19 protein-coding genes and 2 riboswitches are annotated in these 19,983 nt (G+C 66.3%); of the genes, 13 read left to right on the forward strand and 6 right to left on the reverse strand.

All coding sequences use genetic code 11. The annotated features are described in order from the left end of the window. Positions 1-14 precede the first annotated feature (14 nt). Positions 15-1,076: a DUF3027 domain-containing protein gene (locus CH306_RS03760; RefSeq protein ID WP_094645698.1), complete on the reverse strand. Its 1,062-nt coding sequence runs from the start codon at positions 1,074-1,076 to the stop codon at positions 15-17. Positions 1,077-1,108: 32 nt separating this feature from the next. Between CH306_RS03760 and CH306_RS03765 the strand changes: the two genes are divergently transcribed. Genes CH306_RS03765 through CH306_RS03775 form a run of 3 tightly spaced genes read left to right on the forward strand, consistent with a single transcriptional unit; the run spans position 1,109 to position 4,218 of the window. Then, a complete protein-coding gene (locus CH306_RS03765; protein WP_094645699.1) occupies positions 1,109-1,948 on the forward strand; it encodes a glutaminyl-peptide cyclotransferase in 840 nt (279 codons plus the stop codon). Between the two features lie 3 nt (positions 1,949-1,951). Continuing rightward, complete coding sequence (locus CH306_RS03770) at positions 1,952-3,709, forward strand: MFS transporter (RefSeq protein ID WP_179272724.1); 1,758 nt, start codon at positions 1,952-1,954, stop codon at positions 3,707-3,709. Then, positions 3,706-4,218, forward strand: a complete 513-nt coding sequence (locus CH306_RS03775; protein WP_032395853.1) for a DUF2771 domain-containing protein — start codon at positions 3,706-3,708, stop codon at positions 4,216-4,218. The genes CH306_RS03770 and CH306_RS03775 overlap by 4 nt, the downstream gene beginning before the upstream one ends. Positions 4,219-4,231: 13 nt before the next feature. Here CH306_RS03775 and CH306_RS03780 read toward each other — a convergent pair whose 3' ends face one another. Beyond that, the gene (locus CH306_RS03780; protein WP_008719325.1) at positions 4,232-4,648 is read right to left on the reverse strand and encodes a cold-shock protein; all 417 of its coding nucleotides are present in this window, start codon (positions 4,646-4,648) and stop codon (positions 4,232-4,234) included. Between the two features lie 197 nt (positions 4,649-4,845). Between CH306_RS03780 and CH306_RS03785 the strand changes: the two genes are divergently transcribed. The 3 genes from CH306_RS03785 (at position 4,846) to CH306_RS03795 (ending at position 6,538) form a co-directional block, all read left to right on the forward strand. Beyond that, entirely contained in the window at positions 4,846-5,064 is a 219-nt protein-coding gene (locus tag CH306_RS03785) for a hypothetical protein (RefSeq protein ID WP_032395854.1), read from the forward strand. 2 nt (positions 5,065-5,066) lie between these two features. Next, positions 5,067-5,441, forward strand: a complete 375-nt coding sequence (locus CH306_RS03790) for a YccF domain-containing protein (RefSeq protein WP_032395855.1) — start codon at positions 5,067-5,069, stop codon at positions 5,439-5,441. A gap of 276 nt (positions 5,442-5,717) precedes the next feature. Continuing rightward, positions 5,718-5,918, forward strand: a riboswitch (cyclic di-AMP (ydaO/yuaA leader). Between the two features lie 8 nt (positions 5,919-5,926). After that, positions 5,927-6,538: a resuscitation-promoting factor Rpf1 domain-containing protein gene (locus CH306_RS03795; protein ID WP_032395856.1), complete on the forward strand. Its 612-nt coding sequence runs from the start codon at positions 5,927-5,929 to the stop codon at positions 6,536-6,538. Between the two features lie 77 nt (positions 6,539-6,615). On the opposite strand, the gene CH306_RS03800 is transcribed toward CH306_RS03795, so the two are convergent. After that, complete coding sequence (locus CH306_RS03800; RefSeq protein ID WP_032395857.1) at positions 6,616-6,804, reverse strand: hypothetical protein; 189 nt, start codon at positions 6,802-6,804, stop codon at positions 6,616-6,618. Positions 6,805-6,865: 61 nt separating this feature from the next. Here CH306_RS03800 and CH306_RS03805 point away from each other — a divergent pair, with 61 nt between their 5' ends. From CH306_RS03805 to CH306_RS03815, 3 genes are all read left to right on the forward strand, one after another. Beyond that, positions 6,866-9,157, forward strand: coding sequence for a helicase-associated domain-containing protein (locus CH306_RS03805; RefSeq protein WP_094645700.1), 2,292 nt, complete (start codon positions 6,866-6,868; stop codon positions 9,155-9,157). Positions 9,158-9,245: 88 nt separating this feature from the next. After that, the gene (locus CH306_RS03810) at positions 9,246-10,901 is read left to right on the forward strand and encodes a DNA repair helicase XPB (RefSeq protein WP_032396285.1); all 1,656 of its coding nucleotides are present in this window, start codon (positions 9,246-9,248) and stop codon (positions 10,899-10,901) included. Positions 10,902-10,940: 39 nt separating this feature from the next. After that, a complete protein-coding gene (locus CH306_RS03815) occupies positions 10,941-11,609 on the forward strand; it encodes a DUF3239 domain-containing protein (RefSeq protein WP_032395859.1) in 669 nt (222 codons plus the stop codon). Between the two features lie 19 nt (positions 11,610-11,628). On the opposite strand, the gene CH306_RS03820 is transcribed toward CH306_RS03815, so the two are convergent. Beyond that, entirely contained in the window at positions 11,629-12,615 is a 987-nt protein-coding gene (locus CH306_RS03820) for an LLM class F420-dependent oxidoreductase (RefSeq protein WP_094645701.1), read from the reverse strand. Between the two features lie 62 nt (positions 12,616-12,677). On the opposite strand from CH306_RS03820, the gene CH306_RS03825 reads away from it, so the two are divergent. Both CH306_RS03825 and CH306_RS03830 read left to right on the forward strand, forming a co-directional pair. After that, positions 12,678-13,850, forward strand: coding sequence for a pyridoxal phosphate-dependent aminotransferase (locus tag CH306_RS03825; RefSeq protein ID WP_094645831.1), 1,173 nt, complete (start codon positions 12,678-12,680; stop codon positions 13,848-13,850). Then, positions 13,847-14,872: an AraC family transcriptional regulator gene (locus CH306_RS03830; protein WP_094631138.1), complete on the forward strand. Its 1,026-nt coding sequence runs from the start codon at positions 13,847-13,849 to the stop codon at positions 14,870-14,872. The genes CH306_RS03825 and CH306_RS03830 overlap by 4 nt, the downstream gene beginning before the upstream one ends. On the opposite strand, the gene CH306_RS03835 is transcribed toward CH306_RS03830, so the two are convergent. Continuing rightward, the gene (locus tag CH306_RS03835; RefSeq protein WP_094645832.1) at positions 14,865-15,290 is read right to left on the reverse strand and encodes a VOC family protein; all 426 of its coding nucleotides are present in this window, start codon (positions 15,288-15,290) and stop codon (positions 14,865-14,867) included. The two genes, CH306_RS03830 and CH306_RS03835, sit on opposite strands and share 8 nt — an antisense overlap. Before the next feature lie 58 nt (positions 15,291-15,348). Between CH306_RS03835 and CH306_RS03840 the strand changes: the two genes are divergently transcribed. Further along, complete coding sequence (locus CH306_RS03840; protein WP_094645702.1) at positions 15,349-15,969, forward strand: alpha-ketoglutarate-dependent dioxygenase AlkB; 621 nt, start codon at positions 15,349-15,351, stop codon at positions 15,967-15,969. 13 nt (positions 15,970-15,982) lie between these two features. On the opposite strand, the gene CH306_RS03845 is transcribed toward CH306_RS03840, so the two are convergent. After that, complete coding sequence (locus CH306_RS03845; RefSeq protein WP_094645833.1) at positions 15,983-17,074, reverse strand: 3-deoxy-7-phosphoheptulonate synthase; 1,092 nt, start codon at positions 17,072-17,074, stop codon at positions 15,983-15,985. Positions 17,075-17,323: 249 nt separating this feature from the next. Then, a riboswitch (cobalamin riboswitch) is annotated at positions 17,324-17,521 on the forward strand. A gap of 130 nt (positions 17,522-17,651) precedes the next feature. On the opposite strand from CH306_RS03845, the gene metE reads away from it, so the two are divergent. Then, complete coding sequence (metE, locus tag CH306_RS03850; RefSeq protein ID WP_094631137.1) at positions 17,652-19,907, forward strand: 5-methyltetrahydropteroyltriglutamate--homocysteine S-methyltransferase; 2,256 nt, start codon at positions 17,652-17,654, stop codon at positions 19,905-19,907. The last annotated feature ends 76 nt before the right edge of the window (positions 19,908-19,983 follow it).

Below are 19,983 nucleotides of genomic sequence, written 5' to 3' on the forward strand. Positions count from 1 at the left end.
ATCGAACGGATCGATCAGCTCGGAGATGCCGAATCCTCTTCCTGCGCAGCGCGATCGGTGTTGGTCGTGGCATCATCGGCCACTGTGTCGGCCTCGTCGGACGCAACGAGATCGGCAGCCGCGGACTCTACCGGGGCAGCCTCGGTGACTCCCGTCGTCTCGACGGTGTCGGTCGTCTCGACCGTATCGGCCGATTCAATTGTCTCGACAGAGTCCGCTGTCTCGACGCTGTCGGCGGTCTCGACGCTGTCCGTTGTCTCGACGCTGTCGGCTGTCTCGACGCTGTCGGCCGGCTTCACCGGGGGAACCGGCGTTGCGATGACGTCGAGTGCTGCGTCGTCGTACGGCTCGAATTGTGGCGATCCGGCCCCGGTGGGGAGTTCGGTGTCGGAGTGCGCACCGCAGCCGTACTCGGCGTGCACCACGCGTCCGTCGGCGGCGAATTCGTTGCCGCACACCCCGAATGCGGCCGACAGCGAGCCGGCGATGGGGAGATAGAAGCCGCAGAGCCCGCAGGTCGACGGCGCGGCCTTGGCCATCTCGGTATCGGGACCGTAATCACCGTCGTGCCACCGCTGGGCAGCGTCGAGGCGTCCCTCGAGGCTGGTGACCTGTGTTCGGCCCAGACCGATCTCGCCTGCCACCTCGTCGATCGCAGGGTCACCGGATGCCATGTACCCCGGCACGAGCCGCGGATCGTTCTGACGCGGAGAGAGCAGATCGCCCGGTCCCAGGTCGCCGGGACGGATGCGCTCGTCCCACGGCACCCAGGACGGAGCCACGAGAGCATCGGGGCCAGGAAGCAGAACCAGCTCACTGATCGTGGCGTGGTCCGCGTCCTCCGGGGCGGCGACCACGACGGCCCACTGCCATCCTCGGTACCCCTCGAGATCGCTGGCGAACCGGTGAGTGGCCGCACTGGCGTCCTCAGCGGTGACCCCGAGGTACTCCCCGACACCGCCCTCTCCCAGGTCGAGCAGAGCCTGCCGCGCGAGGTCCACGGCATCGGCCAAGACGGGGCGGATGGAATCGAGCTCTGGAGAAGATACGAAACTCACACATTCAGTTTGCCGCATCGACTCGGTGACGCCCAGTTCGGGCTGCCATCATGGGTGCAATGACCGCCAGCGCTCGCACCTACGCCGCCATAGTCACCTCGCTGCTGGCTGTGTCCGCCTGCTCGTCGTCGACGCAGCCGGCCCCGGTGACGTCCGACTCGGTTCCGGCCCTGACGACAGAGATCGTGCGCGAATACGACCGCGGCGACGACGCATTCACCCAGGGCTTCGAGATCGACGGCGACGTCCTCTACGAGGGCACCGGACTGGAAGGCTCTTCGTTCGTCAGGCGGACCTCGCTCGAGACCATGACCGAACTCGATCGCGTGGATCTGCCGGCCGACCTGTTCGGCGAAGGCATCACCGTCGACGGCGACACCCTGTGGCAGATCACCTGGCAGGACGGCGTCGCGATCGCCCGAGACCCGACCACTCTGGCCGAGCGACGCCGGGTGAACTACGACGGCGAGGGCTGGGGGCTGTGCACGCAGACACCGGACGACCGCCTCGTGATGAGCGACGGCTCGTCCACCCTCACCTTCCGCGATCCCACGTCGTTCGACGTCGAGTCCACCGTGAACGTCACACTCGACGGCAATCCGGTCGAGCGACTCAACGAACTCGAATGCGCCGACGACGGATCGGTGTACGCCAACGTGTGGCAGACGTTCGACATCATGCGCATCGATCCCGCGACCGGCACGGTGACCGCCGTGATCGACGGCACCCCACTGTGGAATTCGATGTCGGCCACCGAACGAGGCGGTGCCGACGTGTTCAACGGCATCGCACAGATCCCCGGCACCGACCGGTTCCTCGTGACCGGCAAATACTGGCCCAAGATCTTCGAGGTGCGATTCACCGATACCGCGCCGGTAGGACAGAATTGACCCGTGACCGATCCACGTCTCCCCCACACCCCACCGGGTGCGGACGACCCCGAGCGCAACGGTGCTCCCGACCCCACCGGTCACTCCGCAGGCTCCGCTCCCGACCCCACCGGTCACTCCGCAGGCTCCGCTCCTGACCCCACCGAGCACCCCGGTCTGGCGAACTACCCGCCCGCTGTTCCCCTGACGTCCACCCATGTTCCGAGTCGGCGTCAGCCGTTGCCGCCGTTGCACCCGCCGCGGACCGAGCAGATCACTGCCGCGCGTGGCAGGGCCGGCGCACGCAAGCCGCCGCCGATGCCCAAGAAGCTGACCGTCACCCGCGTCGCCGCCATGCGCGGCCGCGAGCTGACCGGCAAGGGCATCGCGTCCTTCCAGCGAGCCGCGAAGGCGGACGGTGCCGACAAGTCCGGTCTGACCGCGCTCACCTACGCCACCATGGCGAACTTCGCTTCGGACGCCGCCCTGGCGATCGCATTGGCCAACACGCTCTTCTTCTCGGCTGCCACCGGTGAGGACAAGACCAAGGTCGCGCTGTATCTCGTCATCACCATCGCACCGTTCGCGCTGATCGCGCCGCTCATCGGGCCACTGCTCGACCGATTGCAGCACGGCCGTCGCATCGCGCTGGCCACCTCGTTCGGGTTGCGCACCGTGTTGGCGGTGGTGCTGGTGTTCAATTTCGACAGCTGGGTGTTGTATCCGGCCGCGCTCGGCATGCTCGTCCTGAGCAAGTCCTTTGCGGTGCTCAAGAGCGCGGTGACGCCGCGAGTACTGCCGCCGGAGATCGACCTCGTTCGCGTCAACTCCCGTCTGACGGTGTTCGGTCTGCTCGGTGGCACCATCGCTGCCGGCGCGCTCGCCGGCGGCATCGCGTTCGTCGCAGGTTCACCGGGAGCCCTGTGGTTCGTCGCCGCGATCACCGTGCTCGGCGCGTATCTGAGCATGCGCATCCCGTCCTGGGTCGAGATCACCGAGGGCGAAGTGCCCGCGACCCTGAGCTACCACGCCGATCAGCACGGTGGACGCGATTACGCCGGAAGCGGTGCCCCGACCGAGAACCTCCGCCGCACGGTCTCGGCCCCGCCGACGTCGGGCAGCACCAAGAACCGCAGACAGCCCCTCGGCCGCGCGGTCATCGTCGGTCTGTGGGGCAACGGCACCATCCGGGTTCTCACCGGGTTCCTCACGCTCTACATCGCGTTCGTCGCCAAGTCCCGTACCGAACACGAGCCGCTTCAGCAGGCTGCGATGCTCGGACTCGTCGGGGCCGCCGCCGGTCTCGGCAACTTCTCGGGCAACGCGCTCGGTGCCAGGATCAAGCTCGGTCGGCCGTCCCTGGTCGTCCTGCGATGCACCATCGCCGTGACCGTGGTGGCCGTGGTCGCTGCCATCACCGACAGCCTGCTGACCGCGGCGGTGGCCGCGCTCGTCGCGTCGAGCGCCAGCGCACTCGCCAAGGTCTCCCTCGACGCGTCGCTGCAGGCCGACCTGCCGCCGGAATCGATCGCGTCGGGATTCGGCCGCTCGGAGACCGTCATGCAGCTGTGCTGGGTCCTCGGCGGCACGCTCGGCGTCCTGCTCCCCACCGAGTACTGGCTCGGTTTCACGGTGGTCTCGGTGTTGCTTACGATCGGGCTCGTGCAGACATTCCTCACCTACCGCGGCAGATCGCTTCTGCCCGGCTTCGGCGGCAACCGCCCCGACCACGTCGAACAAGAAGTGTCCGACGGTTCCTTCGGCGAAAACGTGACCAAGTGAATCTCGCTCCCCGTACCAAGAAGATCGCCGCCCTGACCGTCGCTGGTCTGTTCGTCGTCGCCGCTGCGTTCGTCGCGGTCCTCGCACTGTTGATCGGGAACGCACCGGAGAAGGAACCGACCGTCTCCGCTTACGCCAACGGCCGGGCCGTCGAAGTGGAGCCGTACCTGTACTGCGCCGTCACCGACCCGCTGTGCACCAATGTCGGCGAGACGACCGAAATCGAGGTCGGCAAGGCCCCGACGGTGCAGCTCTCACTCCCCGAGGCCGTCTACTCGGCGCCGTGGGTGCTGGCCCGGGTCTACGGCGACGACAGCGGGAACGTCGTCGAGGACAGCGAGTTCAACGAACCCGGAACCAGGCTCAGCGTCACGGTGCCCACCACGGACGACAGCGACCGGACCCTGCTGGGGATCGAAATTCGTCTGCCCACCGGCATCATCGACACCGACACCAATCAGGAGGGCTTCGTCAGCCACGCCATCTGGTCGATCGGCACGCGCCCGTAGTTCGTTCCCGGGATCAGCTGTCCAGCTCGCGGGCGACGGCCCGGACCACCTCGGAGATGCGCTGCGCGATCTTGCGGTCCGGGTACTTGCCCTTGCGGAGCTCGGGCTGCACGGTCGCTTCGAGCAGCGTGATCATGTCCTCGACCATCCCGTGCAGTTCGTCGGGTGTGTGCTTGCGCTCGACGGGTTCGCGGCGGGTGCTGCCGGTGTTCTGACGCACCGACGGTGCGGGCTCGAGAACCTTCAGGCTCAGTGCCTGCGGTCCGCGGCGGCCCGCGGCCATCCCGAACTCGACCCGCTGGCCGGCTTTGAGGCCTTCGACGCCCTCGGGCAGCGCCGAGGAACGCACGTAGACGTCCTCGCCTTCCTCCTGCGAGAGGAATCCGAATCCCTTGTCGACGTCGTACCACTTCACCTTGCCGGTCGGCACTGAGCTCACCCGTTCATCTGTTGCTGTCGTTAGTTGCGTTGGTCGTGGGACCGATCGTCGGCCCGCACAAGTTTCGCGCCCCACGAGAACGTAGGACGCGAATACTTCAGTCTAGCGCGGTGAGCCCGGATAGAGCATTCGAGTTGTTCCCGCACCGTGCTCCTCACAGCGCCCCGCTTCGCACTACCGTGGGGTACGTGGACACAACGACCCGTAAGAGCAGCACCGCCCTGCTGCGCATCGCGCTGACCCTGTTCGCGATCGGCCTCGTCGCCATCGTCGCGATCCTGATGTTTCCGATCTTCTCCGACGCCAAGCCCCCACTGGGGCTGTATCTGACGGCCATGTTCTCCGCGCCGACCGGCTTCCTGCTGGCACTGGTGTACGCGCTGGCATCCGGACGACGGGCGCGCTGACCATGCGATTGATTCTGAACATCATCTGGCTGGTCTTCGGCGGCCTGTGGCTGGCGCTCGGCTACTTCCTCGCCGGACTGCTGCTGTGCATCCTCATCGTGACGATCCCGTTCGGGATCGCGTCGTTCCGCATCGGCGTCTACGCGCTGTGGCCGTTCGGGTCGACGATCGTCGACAAGCCGGGGTCCGGATCGGGCGCGCTCATCGGGAACGTGCTCTGGCTGATTCTGGCCGGTTGGTGGCTGGCCCTGACTCACGTGCTCACTGCGCTCGCGATGGCGATCACCATCATCGGCATCCCGTTGGCGATCGCGAACCTCAAGATGATTCCCGTATCCCTCATGCCCCTCGGCAAGGACATCGTTGCCGTTCGGTGACCTCTCGAACGAGGCGACGCCGATGTGACTTCCATCACATCACGCTCGGGTAACGGACAGGCAACGGACAGGGGTTCAATGCCCGGCACGTCCACTAGCTGGGCCGACTCGAGAGACCCGAAACAGGTACGAAATGCGCTCTCGACGACGCCCCGAAATCGACAGTTACCAAATAGTGACGTAAGGCGGGAATTTCAGTACGGTCAGCAGCGGCCGGAAAGTTCGGCCGAATTCCGGCCCGCAGCGCCAAACCTCGTCCCGCGGGAACCGGAACACCCTCGACGATCACCCAGGGGACGAGGACGGGGGACCCACGTCCTCCACGGACAACCGGGAAGTTGTAGCGGCTCACGAAGCCGCCCCGACTTCCCTTGGGGTTAAGCCCAATTGCTCATTCCGAGGAGTGAGCGAAAAGGCCGGGCTACCTCTCAGCCCGAACCCGACAGCTGACCTCGCAGGCGCGTGTGGAGAGGATTTCAACTCGTATGAGCGGACGTCATCGCAAGCCGAGCACCACTGGCAAAACCGTCGCGAAGGTCGCAGTCACCGGAGCCATCATGGGCACCGCGAGCATCGCCTTCACCGGCACCGCCAACGCGGCACCGGATTCCGACTGGGACCGCCTGGCACAGTGTGAAGCCGGCGGCAATTGGGGCATCAACACCGGCAACGGCTTCCAGGGCGGGCTGCAGTTCTCCCCCAGCACCTGGAACGCACACGGCGGCCAGCAGTACGCGGCCACGGCCAACCAGGCCAGCCGCGAAGAGCAGATCGCAGTGGCGGAGAAGGTCCTCGACTCGCAGGGCTGGGGCGCATGGCCGTCCTGCTCCTCGAGCCTCGGCCTGAACAGCGCGCCCACCGAGCGCAGCGTTCCGGTCACCCCGAAGGCACCGGAGGTTCCCGCTCTCCCCGACCTCACGTCCATCCCGGCCGTGGACAGCTCGGCCGAGGTCGTCGAAGGCATCGTCACCGCCGTCCAGAACATCACCAACGATCCGCAGATCGCAGCGTTCGTGCAGAACGCGGCTCAGGGCATCCAGCTCGATCCGCAGATCGTGAACTTCTACCAGGCCAACAAGGCATTCCTGCCCCAGTAGGCTGCACGGCAGTTCGAGCTCGTACGAGAAAAGCCCCCGACGATCGTCGGGGGCTTTTTCGTGTTCGAGGTCCGCAATCAGCGATTGACCACGGTCACCGGGTGGGCATAGGGCAGGTCTTCGACGGGCAGCGGGAACTCGGTGTCCTCGCCGAAGGGTGACAAGCCACCCGATCGAGCGGACGAGAGTTCGGTCACCGCGTGGTCACCGCGAGCGGTGTCCGGCCAGCCTGGATCGACATAGGGCTTCTTCGACTTGTTCACCATGGGCCCATTTTGACACCTGCCCTGCGGCGAGCACCAGCCCAGGTCTCTAATCTGATAGACGATGACCGACACGACTGCGCACCGACACACCGACACGCCTCCTGATCTGCCGCAATGGATCGCAGCTCGCAGCGACGCCGAGCTGATCAAGGCCATGTCGCTGCGTCCGGATCTGACCGCGCCGCCGCCCGCATCCCTGGCCGTGCTGGCCGGACGGGCCGAGCAGCGCCGATCGATCCTGCACACCGCGGACACCCTCGACACCCTGGCCCTGACGATCCTCGAGATCCTCGCCATCGAGGAAGCGTACGAACGACCCGTCACTCGCGCCGCGCTGCTGGCAGTGGTCGCCAAACGCGCACCGGCCAAGAGCGTGGACAGGGCACTGGCCCAGCTGCGCGAACGCCTGCTGGTGTGGGGCGATGCAGCCGGCTTCCGAATCAGCGCCACCGCGGCGGACGCGGTGCCGTGGCGCATCGGCCGCGCACTCGACCCGGTCGACAACCTCACCGAATCACACATCACCGCGGCTCTGGCCGAGCTCGGCGACGGCGAACGCAGCCTTCTCGACACCCTCGCCAGATCGTCCCCGACCGGCCGCACCCGAGACGCCGCACCGGGCACACCGCCCGATCGACCCGTCCAGAAGCTGCTCGCCGCAGGCCTACTGATCTGGTTGGACGAGCAAACCGTCGAGCTTCCCGTCCAGGTCGGGCAGATCCTGCGCGGCGAACCGATGTCCGACCCACGCTCGCTCGCCGAACCCAAGCTCGCCACCAGCACCTATTCGCTCGCCGATGTCGACGCCGCTGCCGCGGGAGAGGCACTGGAGCTGAACCGACACTGCGTGGCCGTGATCGAGGCGTTGTCGGCCTCGCCTGCACCCGCCCTCAAGGCCGGCGGCCTCGGAGTGCGCGAGCTCCGCAAGATCACCAAGGCCACCGGCCTCGACGACGATCGAGTGAGCATCCTCGTCGAGTTACTGGCCGCCGCCCATCTCATCTCGAGCGGAACACCGGACCCGGTGCCTGCGTCCGACAACGGCGACGACTACTGGGCACCCACACCCGCCGTCGACGCGTGGCTCACCGCGGCCCCCGCTGCCCGCTGGCACACCCTCGCCTCCGCCTGGCTCGAAGTGCCACGGGCACCGTGGGTCATCGGGATGCGTGACCCCAACGACAAGCCCATCGCCGCCCTGTCCGACGAAGTCCGATCCCCGGCCGCACCCCGGGATCGACGGATGATTCTCGAGTTGCTCGCCGAACTCGGCAGCGGACACGCAGCACAGCCCGCCGATCTCGCCCGCACCCTGGCGTGGCGTCGACCCCGGTGGTCGGGACGCTTCGGCGTCACCCCCGTCGGACATGTTCTCGCCGAAGCAACGGCTCTCGGCATCGTCGCCCGCGGGGCGATCTCGACCCCGGGACGCTCCCTTCTGCACGACGGCAATGCCGAGGCCGACATGCGTGCGGCCCTGCCCGAGCCCATCGACTACGTCCTGGTGCAAGCCGATCTCACGCTGGTGGCACCCGGCCCGCTCGAGCCGGACCTGCAGGATCGGATCGAACTGGTCGCCGATGTGGAATCCGCGGGCGCAGCCACGATGTACCGGATCAGCGACACCAGCCTGCGCCGCGCTCTCGATGTGGGACTGAGCGCCTCCGAGCTGCACACGTTGTTCGCCACCCACTCGCGCACGCCGGTGCCCCAGGCCTTGACCTATCTGATCGACGATGTGGCTCGTCGGCACGGCCGCCTACGAGCGGGCGTCGCCGCGTCGTTCGTTCGATGCGAGGACCCGGCTCTGCTGGCCGAGGTGATGGCGTCGCCGGCAGCCGAATCCCTGGCCCTGAGGGCACTGGCTCCGACCGTCGCGATCTCACAGGCCCCGCTCGCCGAGGTGCTCACGGTCCTGGCCGGAGCGGGATTCGCGCCTGCGGGCGAGGACTCGTCCGGCACCATCGTCGATCTGCGTGCCCGCGGGTCGAGGGTATCGGCCAGGCGGCCACGCCAGACGTTCCGCACTCCGGCCGTCCCGACCGAGGAACAGCTGGGTTCGTTGGTGCGTGGAATGCGCGCAGCCGACAGAGCGGCAGGCAACGGCGGCGCGGTGGTGCGCGCCGACGGATCTCGGGCCAGCAGCACCGCGACGATGACGCTGCTGCAGACCGCGGCGAAGGTCAAACGGAGCGTGAGCATCGGCTACGTCGACGCCCAGGGCGTGGCCACCCATCGCATCGTCGATCCGATCAGCATCGGCGGCGGCCAACTCGACGCGTTCGACCCCGCAACCGGTGGGGTTCGACGCTTCACCCTGCATCGCATCACCTCGGTCGCACTGGTCGAGTAGACCGGGCTCACGTGCACGCGCGCCCCTACCTGTGGACAATGGAGAAGTTGCGCTCTTTCGGGCGCAACAGATGTCTCTAGGAGGAACCGTGACCGACGGCCCGCTGATCGTCCAGTCCGACAAAACGCTGTTGCTCGAGGTCGATCACGAACTCGCGGGCGCAGCGCGGGCGGCCATCGCACCGTTCGCGGAGCTCGAACGTGCCCCCGAGCACGTGCACACCTATCGCATCACCCCGCTGGCCCTGTGGAACGCCCGTGCCGCGGGCCACGACGCCGAGCAGGTGGTCGACGCGCTGGTGAACTTCTCGCGTTACGCGGTGCCGCAACCGCTGCTGGTCGACATCGTCGACACCATGGCGCGCTACGGCCGGTTGCAGTTGGTCAAGAGCCCGATACACGGTCTGGTCCTGATCAGTCTGGACCGCGCCGTGCTCACAGAGGTGATGCGGCACAAGAAGATTGCACCCATGCTCGGCGCGATGGTCGACGAGGACACGGTGATCGTGCATCCGTCCGAACGCGGCCACGTCAAGCAGATGCTGCTCAAGATCGGCTGGCCTGCCGAGGACCTCGCCGGCTACGTCGACGGCGAAGCTCACCCCATCGAGCTCGACACCGAGGGCGGCAACTGGACGTTGCGCGACTACCAGGAGATGGCGGCCGATTCGTTCTGGGCCGGTGGCTCGGGAGTGGTGGTACTGCCCTGTGGTGCCGGCAAGACGATGGTCGGCGCAGCCGCGATGGCCCGAGCGAAGGCGACCACGCTGATTCTGGTCACCAACACCGTCGCCGGTCGGCAGTGGAAGCGCGAACTCATCGCACGCACCTCGCTCACCGAGGACGAGATCGGTGAGTATTCGGGAGAGCGCAAGGAGATTCGCCCTGTGACAATCGCCACGTATCAGGTGATCACACGTCGCACCAAGGGTGAGTACAAGCACCTGGAGCTCTTCGATTCCCGCGACTGGGGATTGGTGATCTACGACGAGGTGCACCTGCTCCCCGCGCCGGTGTTCCGCATGACGGCCGATCTGCAGTCCCGTCGACGCCTCGGCCTCACCGCGACCCTCGTCCGCGAGGACGGCCGCGAGGGCGACGTCTTCTCGCTGATCGGACCCAAGCGGTACGACGCTCCGTGGAAGGACATCGAGGCACAGGGCTGGATCGCGCCTGCCGAGTGCATCGAGGTTCGCGTCACCCTCACCGATGCCGAGCGCATGTCCTATGCCGTCGCCGAGCCCGAGGAGCGCTACAAGCTGTGCTCGACGGCGCACACCAAGATCGCCGTCGTGAAGTCGATCCTCGCCAAACATCAGGACGCTCCGACGTTGGTCATCGGCGCGTATCTCGATCAGTTGAACGAGCTCGGTGAAGCGCTGAACGCTCCGGTCATTCAGGGCTCGACCAAGAACAAGGAGCGCGAGGTGCTGTTCGACGCGTTCCGCAAGGGCGAGATCCAGACACTCGTGGTGAGCAAGGTGGCGAACTTCTCGATCGACCTTCCGGAAGCCTCTGTGGCAGTTCAGGTTTCGGGAACGTTCGGCTCCAGGCAAGAAGAGGCGCAGCGCCTCGGCCGGCTGCTCCGGCCGAAGCACGACGGCGGTCAGGCGCATTTCTACTCGGTGGTCTCCCGCGACACCCTCGACGCCGAGTACGCAGCCCACCGTCAGCGTTTCCTCGCCGAACAGGGCTACGCCTACCGCATCACCGACGCGGACGATCTGCTCGGTCCGGCGATCTGAGACGTCGGGTCCGCTCGGGGCCGTGCTAGGAATACCTCTGTGCGCAAGTTCGAGTTCCCTGTAGACGTAGCCCACGCGAAGTCGGTCAACGAGACGTTCACCGAGCTTCGTCGGCTGCGTTCCTCCGCAGCGCTGACCGCCGTGTTCCTCATCGCGCTCGGGGCCTGGTTCATCTGGATCGCCGCTCCGTGGTCGTACATCCTCGGCGCGGTGTTCCTGATCGGTGCGGCCACCTCGCTCTGGGTGATGCTGTGGGCACCCCGAAAGATGGGTTCCATCGAATCGCAATATGCTGCAGGCGATCTGGTGCCGGCGATGGTGGCCGAGAAGCTACCGAGTGGAGCGATACTGCTGGCTCTGATCGACATCGCGAAGCCGGAGGTGGACGAGCCGCACTACGTGTTGATCACCCGCGTCGTGCGCACGCTTCCCGGCCACGCCGTCGAGCGGGGCGCTCAGGTGCCTGCGGTGTCGGTTCTCGCGGACCGTGGCCGCAACACCGGTGGGCGAACGTGGCAGTTGGCCACGGCAATGCCCATCGCATGGGGAACCACCGATCCGGGGGTCATCGCGCGGGCAGTCGAGGAGATCACCGAGGGCGAGTGGGCGTTGCTGCACGCCAACATCGGCCTGTCGGAGAAGGTCCGCACCGCCAAGAACCAGCAGTTGCTCATCGATCCTGCGGATCTCCCCGACGACCTGCGCTGAACCGAACCGCATCCCCGGCCTAGGCCAGGGCGGGGATCACCTCGCGCTCGAAGAGTTCGATACCGGACCGGTCGTACGCCGCTTCGGGGAAGTAGAAGATGCCGTACGTCATCCCTTGTTCCTGCAGCGCCGTCAGATTCTCGACGATCTGCTCAGGAGTTCCCACTGCGGGCATCCCGCGGTACGCGTCGAGGGCACCCTGCGCCTTCTCTGCACCCACGTACTCGGTCAGGCGACTTTCGAGGGCGCGCAGTCGGTCTTCCACCTCGGCCTCGGTTGCACCGATGGCGACGTTGTAGTTCGCCGAGCGGACGATGGCATCGAAATCGGTACCCACGGTTGCACAGTGCTCACGCAACAGAGCGGATTTGGCGGCGAAACCGGTGGGGGTTCCGTCGAAGTTGGTGTAGTTGGCGTACTTCGCGGCAATCTTCAGGGTGACCTTCTCGCCGCCACCCGCGATCCACAGCGGGATGCCGCCCTCCTGCAACGGCAGGGGTCGCACCACGGCACCGTCGATCTCGTAGTACTTTCCGTCGAGGAATACCTCGCCGGCCGTCCATGCCTGCTTGAAGATCTGCACACCCTCGTCGAGCCTGCCCAATCGTTCTCCGGCAGAGGGAAATCCGTAACCGTAGGCTCGGAACTCGTGCTCGTGCCAGCCGCCGCCGATGCCCATCTCGACGCGGCCGCCCGACACGATGTCCACGGTGGCAGCAACTTTGGCCAGGTAGGCCGGGTTGCGGTACGCCATCGCCGTGCACATCTGCCCGAGCCTGATCCGCGAGGTGGACGCGGCCAACGCGGACATCAGCGACCAGGCCTCGTGCGTGGCCTCGTCGGTCGCGGTGGGAACGGTATGGAAGTGGTCGTAGACCCACAGAGATTCCCACGGACCGGCCTCGGCGGCGAGTGCGTGGTCGCGCATCGCACTCCACTGCCGGGCAGGGTCGATACCGACGAGATCGAGACGCCACCCCTGTGGCACGAACAATCCGAATCGCATGACAGGCACAGTACAGACGCAGGGCGAACGACCGGCTGCCGTCTGTGAACTACGCTGCAGGAATGTCCGAGTCGTTCCCCTCGCGCACAGTGGCACGGTTGCGCCCGTTCGCATCGACGATCTTCGCCGAGATGACCGCGCTCGCCGTCCAGAAGAATGCCGTCAACCTCGGGCAGGGCTTCCCCGACACCGACGGCCCACCCGCCATGCTCGAAGCCGCGCGCCAGGCCATCGCCAGTGGCCTCAACCAGTACTCCCCCGGCCCTGGCATGCCGGTGCTGCGCGCTGCCATCGCCGAGGACCGGTCGGCGCGATTCGGTCTGCGCTACGACCCCGATTCGCAGATACTCGTCACCGTCGGTGCCACCGAGGCGATCTCGGCGTCCCTCCTCGGTCTGATCGAGCCGGGCGACGACGTCCTGCTGATCGAGCCGTTCTACGACTCCTATGCCGCCGCCATCGCTCTCGCCGGTGCCACCCGGACCGCCGTGTCGCTGGTCGCCGACGGCAACGGGTGGACCGTCGACACCGACGCCCTCCAACGCGCCATCGGGCCTCGCACGCGCATGCTGATCGTCAATTCCCCGCACAATCCCACCGGCACGGTCTTCGACCGCGACACCATGATCCGCATCGCCGAGATCGCGGTGGCACACGATCTGCTGGTCCTCACCGACGAGGTCTACGAGCATCTCGTCTTCGACGGCCGCGTACACACGCCGATCGCGACACTGCCCGGGATGTTCGAGCGAACCGTCACCGTGTCGAGCGCCGCCAAGACCTTCAACGCCACCGGGTGGAAGACGGGGTGGGCGTTGGGGCCTGCCGAACTGATCGACGCCGTCCGCGCCGCCAAACAGTTCATGAGTTTCGTCGGCGGTACTCCCTTCCAACCGGCCGTGGCCTACGCGCTCGAGCACGAACAGGCCTGGATAGCCACGATGCGCGACGGCCTGCAACGCAAGCGGGACACGCTCTCGGCCGCGCTCGCCGCCGCAGGAGCAGATGTGAAGTACAGCGCGGGAACGTATTTCGTCTGTGCCGACATCGCGGCGATCGGGCGCGGTGACGCCTACGAATTCTGCCGTGCCCTCCCGGACCTGGTCGGCGTGGCGGCGGTTCCGGTGACCGCGTTCGTCGACGAGCCGGGTCCGTGGAAATCATTGGTGCGCTTCGCTTTCTGCAAGCAGGACGAGGTTCTCGCCGACGCAGCCGAGAGGCTACGAAAATTGTGACTGCGCAACCGACGATCCCGGCGTACTTCGTCAGGCAGGCCGTCGACCTCGCGACGAAGAGCGGGGTGGACCTGACCTACCCGCTGTCGATGGCCGGCATCGGTTCCACCATCCTCGACAATCCTGCGGAGCGCCTGACCACCCGGCAGGTCACCGCGTTCACCCAGGCGGTCTGGGCGATGACCGGCGACGAACTGTTCGGCCTCGCCGCAGTTCCGGTGCGACGCGGCAGCTTTCGCGTGGTGTGCCAGACGCTGATACACACCGAGAACCTGTGGGCTGCGCTGGTTCGGATGTCCGAGACCATGCGGGTGCTGATTCCGGTGCGCCCCATGACGATGGACCGAACCGAGGAATCCACGGTGTTGACCGTGCACGTCACCCCCACCACCCACCTGAGCCCGGAGGGAAACGAACTCGCCGAGCGACTGCTGACCGACTTCCTGTTGATTCTGCTGCACCGATTCGCGGCGTGGCTCATCGGCAACCGGGTCAAACTTCTGTCGGTCCAACTGCCCTACCCGCTGCCGGGACCCGAAGCGGGAAAGATGTACGACGCCATCTTCGGCACTCATGTGGAGTTCGGAACCGATCTGGCCACACTGGAATTCGACAGCGCGGTGATGCGGGCACCGATCGTGCAGACCGAGGCGACGCTGGCGGACTACCTCGCGGAGTCGCCCAATCTATTGTTCTCGTCTCGAGATTACGACAGTACGGCGTCGAGCCAGGTCCGCCGCGCCCTGGAAACCGGTTTCAAAGGTGGAGCACCGGGAACCGAGGAGATCGCGGCGATGCTCAACATCAGCCCACCGCACCTGCGACGAATTCTTCGGCAAGAGGGCACCTCCATCAACCAACTGCGCGAAGAAGTACTGCGCGATGCAGCGATCTCCGGGCTCAGTCGCGGCGACAGCGTCGACGACATCTCGACCCGCCTGGGGTTCTCCGAGCCCAGTGCCTTCCGCCGGGCCTTCAAGCGATGGACCGGCCAGACTCCCGGTGCTTACCGAGTCAACTGACGCAGAACTCGTTGCCCTCCGGATCGGTCATGGTGATCCAGACACTGGGGCCTTGATGTCCTCGATGCAGTACCGATGCACCCCGGGCCTGCAGTTGCGTGACCACCGTCTCGCGCTCGTCGCCGACGCGAATGTCGAGGTGCAACCGGTTCTTCACCGTTTTCGGTTCGGGCACCGATTGGAACAACACCCGCGGACTGCCCGGCGACTCGGGATCCGAGATGCCGGCGCCCGCCCGCCACACCAGAACGCCCTCGAAGACGGTCGTGTCCTCTTCGCGGACGTGGCCCGCGGCGACCATCTCACGGATGAAACTCTCGTCGCTCGGTTCGACCTGCCAGCCCAGCGTCTGCGCCCACCACTTCGCCAGCGCATGGGGGTTCGAGCTGTCGACCACAACCTGAAGTCCGTATCCCATGCGGGCACGATACCGCCACTCACTGGCAATGGGAACACCTGTTCGATACAGTCGATCCATGTCGCTCGCGATGCAAGGCTCCCTGTTCGGTGACGACGACGGTGGCGTCGGATCGCTGCAGTCCGTCACCCGCCGCGAACTCACACTCGGGGCGTGGGTGGACGTTCGACCGGGCTGGTTGGCCGGTACCCACCTGTTCGATTCGCTGGTGGACGCCGTCGATTGGCGAGCCGAACGTAGGCAGATGTACGACCGCGTGGTCGACGTGCCGCGCCTGGTTCGGTTCTACGCCGAGCGCGAACGGTGGCCCGACGCAGCCCTGTACGACGCACGCGATGCGCTCGACGATCACTACCGCACCGAACTCGGTGAATCGTTCGCCACCGCCGGACTGTGCTACTACCGCGACGGATCCGACAGCGTCGCCTGGCACGGCGACAACATCGGCCGCAGCGCCACCGAGGACACCATGGTCGCGATCGTATCGCTGGGTGCCACACGTCAACTCATGCTTCGACCGCGTGGCGGCGGAACCTCGCTGAAGTTCACGCTGGCCCACGGGGACCTGGTGGTGATGGGCGGCTCGTGCCAACGCACCTGGGAGCATGCGATTCCCAAGTCGACCCGCGCGACCGGCCCACGCATCAGCGTGCAGTTCCGACCGCGCGGGGTTCGCTGACGGGCCGGGTTCGTCAACGAGCGGTGATCGAGTTCCGACGCTCCACCACCGCTGCGGCCAACGTGTCCAACTGCGTTGCCGTCGTGTCCCAATCGAGGCAGGCGTCGGTGATCGACTGCCCGTACACCAGCTCGTCCCGGTGGCCGAGTTCGAGATCCTGACGGCCCGCGACCAGGAAGCTCTCCAGCATCAGTCCGACGATGCCGTGTTCGCCTGCCGCCACCCGAGCGGCCACGTCGGTGACCACGTCGACCTGCTTGTTGTGGTCCTTACGACTGTTGCCGTGACTGGCGTCGATGACCACCCGCTCCGGCAGACCCGACTTACGCAGTCGCGCAACGGTATCGGCGACCGATTCGGCGTCGTAGTTCGGCCCGTCGACACCGCCGCGCAGGATCACGTGGCAGTCCGGGTTCCCGACAGTGCGAATGAGAGCCGCCTGACCGTCGAGATCGGTGCCGGGGAAGACGTGGCTCGCGGCGGCAGCGCGGGTGCCGTCGACCGCAACCTGGATGTCCCCCTCGGTGGAGTTCTTGATCCCCACCGGCATCGACAACGCGCTGCACAGCTGCCGGTGCACCTGGCTGGCCGCCGTTCGCGCACCGATTGCGCCGTAGCTGACCAGGTCTGCGATGTACTGCGGGGTGATCGGGTCGAGGAACTCGCACCCGACCGGCAGACCGAGCGCGGATATGTCGAGCAGCAGTTGGCGTCCCACTCGCAGACCGGCGTTGATGTCGAAGCTGCCGTCGAGGTGCGGATCGTTGATCAAACCCTTCCAGCCCAGCGTCGTTCGCGGCTTCTCGAAGTAGACGCGCATGACGATGTGCAGGCGATCGCCCAGTTCGGATGCCTTGGCGGCGAGGCGTCGGGCGTAGTCGAGAGCAGCGGCGGTGTCGTGCACCGAGCACGGGCCGACGACGACGATCAGCCGATCGTCGCGGCCGTCCAGCACGTCGACCACACCGGCGCGGCCGGTACGGACCGTGGCCGAGATCGCGTCGTCGACGGCATGCTCGCGGCGCAGCACCGACGGAGCGATCAACGGACTGATGCTGATGGTCCGCTGATCGTCGAGAGGTGGGGTGTCGAGAGAGAGTGTCATGAGAGGGCGTTCCTGTTCCCAGGCCGGCTCCTCATGCTCCACACGCACTTCGAGCCGGTCTGTATCCGGCTCGTGGGGTGGAAGTTCAGCGCATGGCGTCGCTGGCTGACCCACCCGGGGCCGGCCTGCTAAACCAGAAATACGTGCGCTGCATGAGAGCACCGTAGCAGACGCTTCGTCGATGCATCTATGCTCGTCCCTGCAGTCGGTTCGCCAGGTGGTCATGAGGAGCCCCGAAGTTCACCACGGCGCCGAAGCGATGCGTGCGGTACGGCGCGTCGTGAGAGGGAACCCGGTGAGAATCCGGGACTGTCCCGCAGCGGTATGCAGGAACGACCGCCGTCAACAGCACTGAAGAGGCCTCTTCGGGAAGCGACGGCCAGTAGGAGTGGACTGTTCGTCCACGTGCCCGCGAGTCCGAATACCTGCCGTCTGTGCTGTGCACGCCGTGCGCAGCGGTTCACCGCCTCGTGGAATGGGCGCGTAACCCTGGTACGGCTGCTCGTGGGGCTCTCCGGGATTCGCGCGCCCGAGAAGGCGGTGCGCCATCGATGCAGCAGTCACCTGGAGAACTACCGTGAGTATCGAATTCACCGCCACCGTGCTCGGTTCCGCCCGTATCGGACCGAACCGAGAACTGAAGAAAGCCGTCGAATCCTACTGGGCCGGAACGCTCGACGCAGCCGCACTCGAATCCGTCGCGCGGACGTTGCGCGAGAACACCTGGCGAGAACTCGTCGCTGCCGGACTCGATTCCGTTCCGGTGAACACCTTTTCGTACTACGACCACGTGCTCGACACCGCGGTCATGCTCGGCGCACTACCCGAGCGGGTTCGGAGCATCAACAGCGAGCTGGACCGCTGTTTCGCCGCCGCCCGAGGCAACGAGACCGTCGCACCACTGGAGATGACCAAGTGGTTCGACACCAACTACCACTACCTCGTGCCCGAAATCTCCCCGGCGACAACCTTTTCACTGCATCCCGAGAAGGTGCTCGCCGAGCTCGAAGAAGCTCGCGCGCTCGATGTCCCGGCTCGACCGGTCGTCCTGGGACCGGTGACGTTCCTGTTGCTGTCAAAGGCAGTCGGCAGCAGCGCCCCGCTACTGGACCGCCTCGACGAGATTCTGCCGCTGTACGCGGAGCTGCTGACACACCTCGCCGATGCCGGGGCGAAGTGGGTCCAGCTCGACGAACCTGCGCTCGTGGCCGACCGCACGCAGCACGAGATCGACTGTGCGAAGAAGGCTTACGACTACCTGAGCGCAGTGTCGACGAGGCCTGCCATACTGCTGGCGTCGTACTTCGGTGACCTCGGTGCGGTACTGCCCGTGCTCGCGTCGACCGGTATCGAGGGATTGTCGATCGATCTGACGGTGCCGGGCACCGTCGAGCACGTTGCCGTGATACCTGCGCTCGCGAGCAAGCACATAGTCGCGGGCGTCGTTGACGGGCGCAACATCTGGCGGACGGATCTCGACAAGGCGCTGGCAACGTTGGCGAGCCTGTTGGGTAGTGCCGGCACGCTCGCGGTGTCGAGTTCGTGTTCGCTGCTGCACGTTCCGTACACCCTCGACGGAGAGACCGACATCGTCGATCCGCTCCGATCCTGGCTGGCCTTCGGTACCGAGAAGGTTGCCGAGGTGGCCGTCCTCGCGAGGGCGCTGCGAGAGGGCACCGAATCGGTGTCGTCCGAGCTCGAGCAGGCCCGAGCCGCGCTCGAGACTCGTCGCACCGACCCTCGTCTGCACGACGCGGCCGTTCGGGCACGTCTCGACGCGGGAATCTCCGTCGACCGCACCCCGGCCGAGGAACGCTGCCGGGCTCAGGCTGCGCGACTGGACTTGCCGTCGTTGCCGACGACCACCATCGGTTCGTATCCGCAGACCACGCAGATTCGACTCGCTCGGGCAGCCCTGCGCACCGGTGAGATCGACGACGCCGAATACGTATCCCGGATGCAATCCGAGATCGCCGATGTCGTTGCACTGCAGGAGAAGATCGGCCTCGATGTGCTGGTCCACGGCGAGCCCGAGCGAAACGACATGGTGCAGTACTTCGCCGAGCAGCTCAGTGGCTTCGCGGCCACGTCGAACGGCTGGGTCCAGTCGTACGGATCTCGGTGCGTTCGGCCGCCGATTCTGTACGGCGACGTCTCGCGCCCGAAACCGATGACCGTGCACTGGTCCGAGTACGCGCAGTCGCTCACCGACAAGCCGGTCAAAGGCATGTTGACCGGCCCGGTGACGATTCTGGCGTGGTCGTTCGTCCGAGACGACCTACCGTTGGCCGAATCCGCAGCCCAGATCGCCCTGGCGATTCGCGACGAGACGATCGATCTGGAGGCAGCGGGTATTCGAATCGTCCAGGTGGACGAACCTGCCCTTCGTGAGCTCCTCCCCCTGCGCTCGAAAGACACAGCGGCGTACCTGGACTGGGCCGTGCGATCGTTCAAGATCTCGACATCCGGCGTGTCCGACCACACGCAGATTCACACGCATCTGTGCTACTCGGAGTTCGGTGAGATTATCGACGCGATCGCCGACCTCGACGCCGACGTGACGTCGATCGAGGCGGCCCGCTCGCACATGGAAGTACTCGACGACCTGAACTCGATCGGATTCGACCTCGGTGTCGGCCCCGGCGTGTACGACATCCATTCACCGCGGGTGCCGAGCGTCGACGAGATCACCGAATCGCTGCGGGCGGCATTGAAAGCAGTTCCTGCCGAACGACTCTGGGTCAACCCCGACTGTGGACTCAAGACCCGCGGCGTGGCGGAGGTCGAGCGGTCGCTGAGAAACATGGTGCAGGCGGCGGCCGCGCTGCGCTGACCCAGGTGAGCGGAACTTCGACCCCTGCTACGAAGTTCCGCTCACCTCGTTCGCCAGGTACAGGCTAGGCTTACCT

The sequence above is a fragment of the Rhodococcus sp. 15-725-2-2b genome (assembly GCF_002259075.1).
In the GTDB taxonomy this organism is placed as follows: Bacteria; Actinomycetota; Actinomycetes; order Mycobacteriales; family Mycobacteriaceae; genus Rhodococcoides.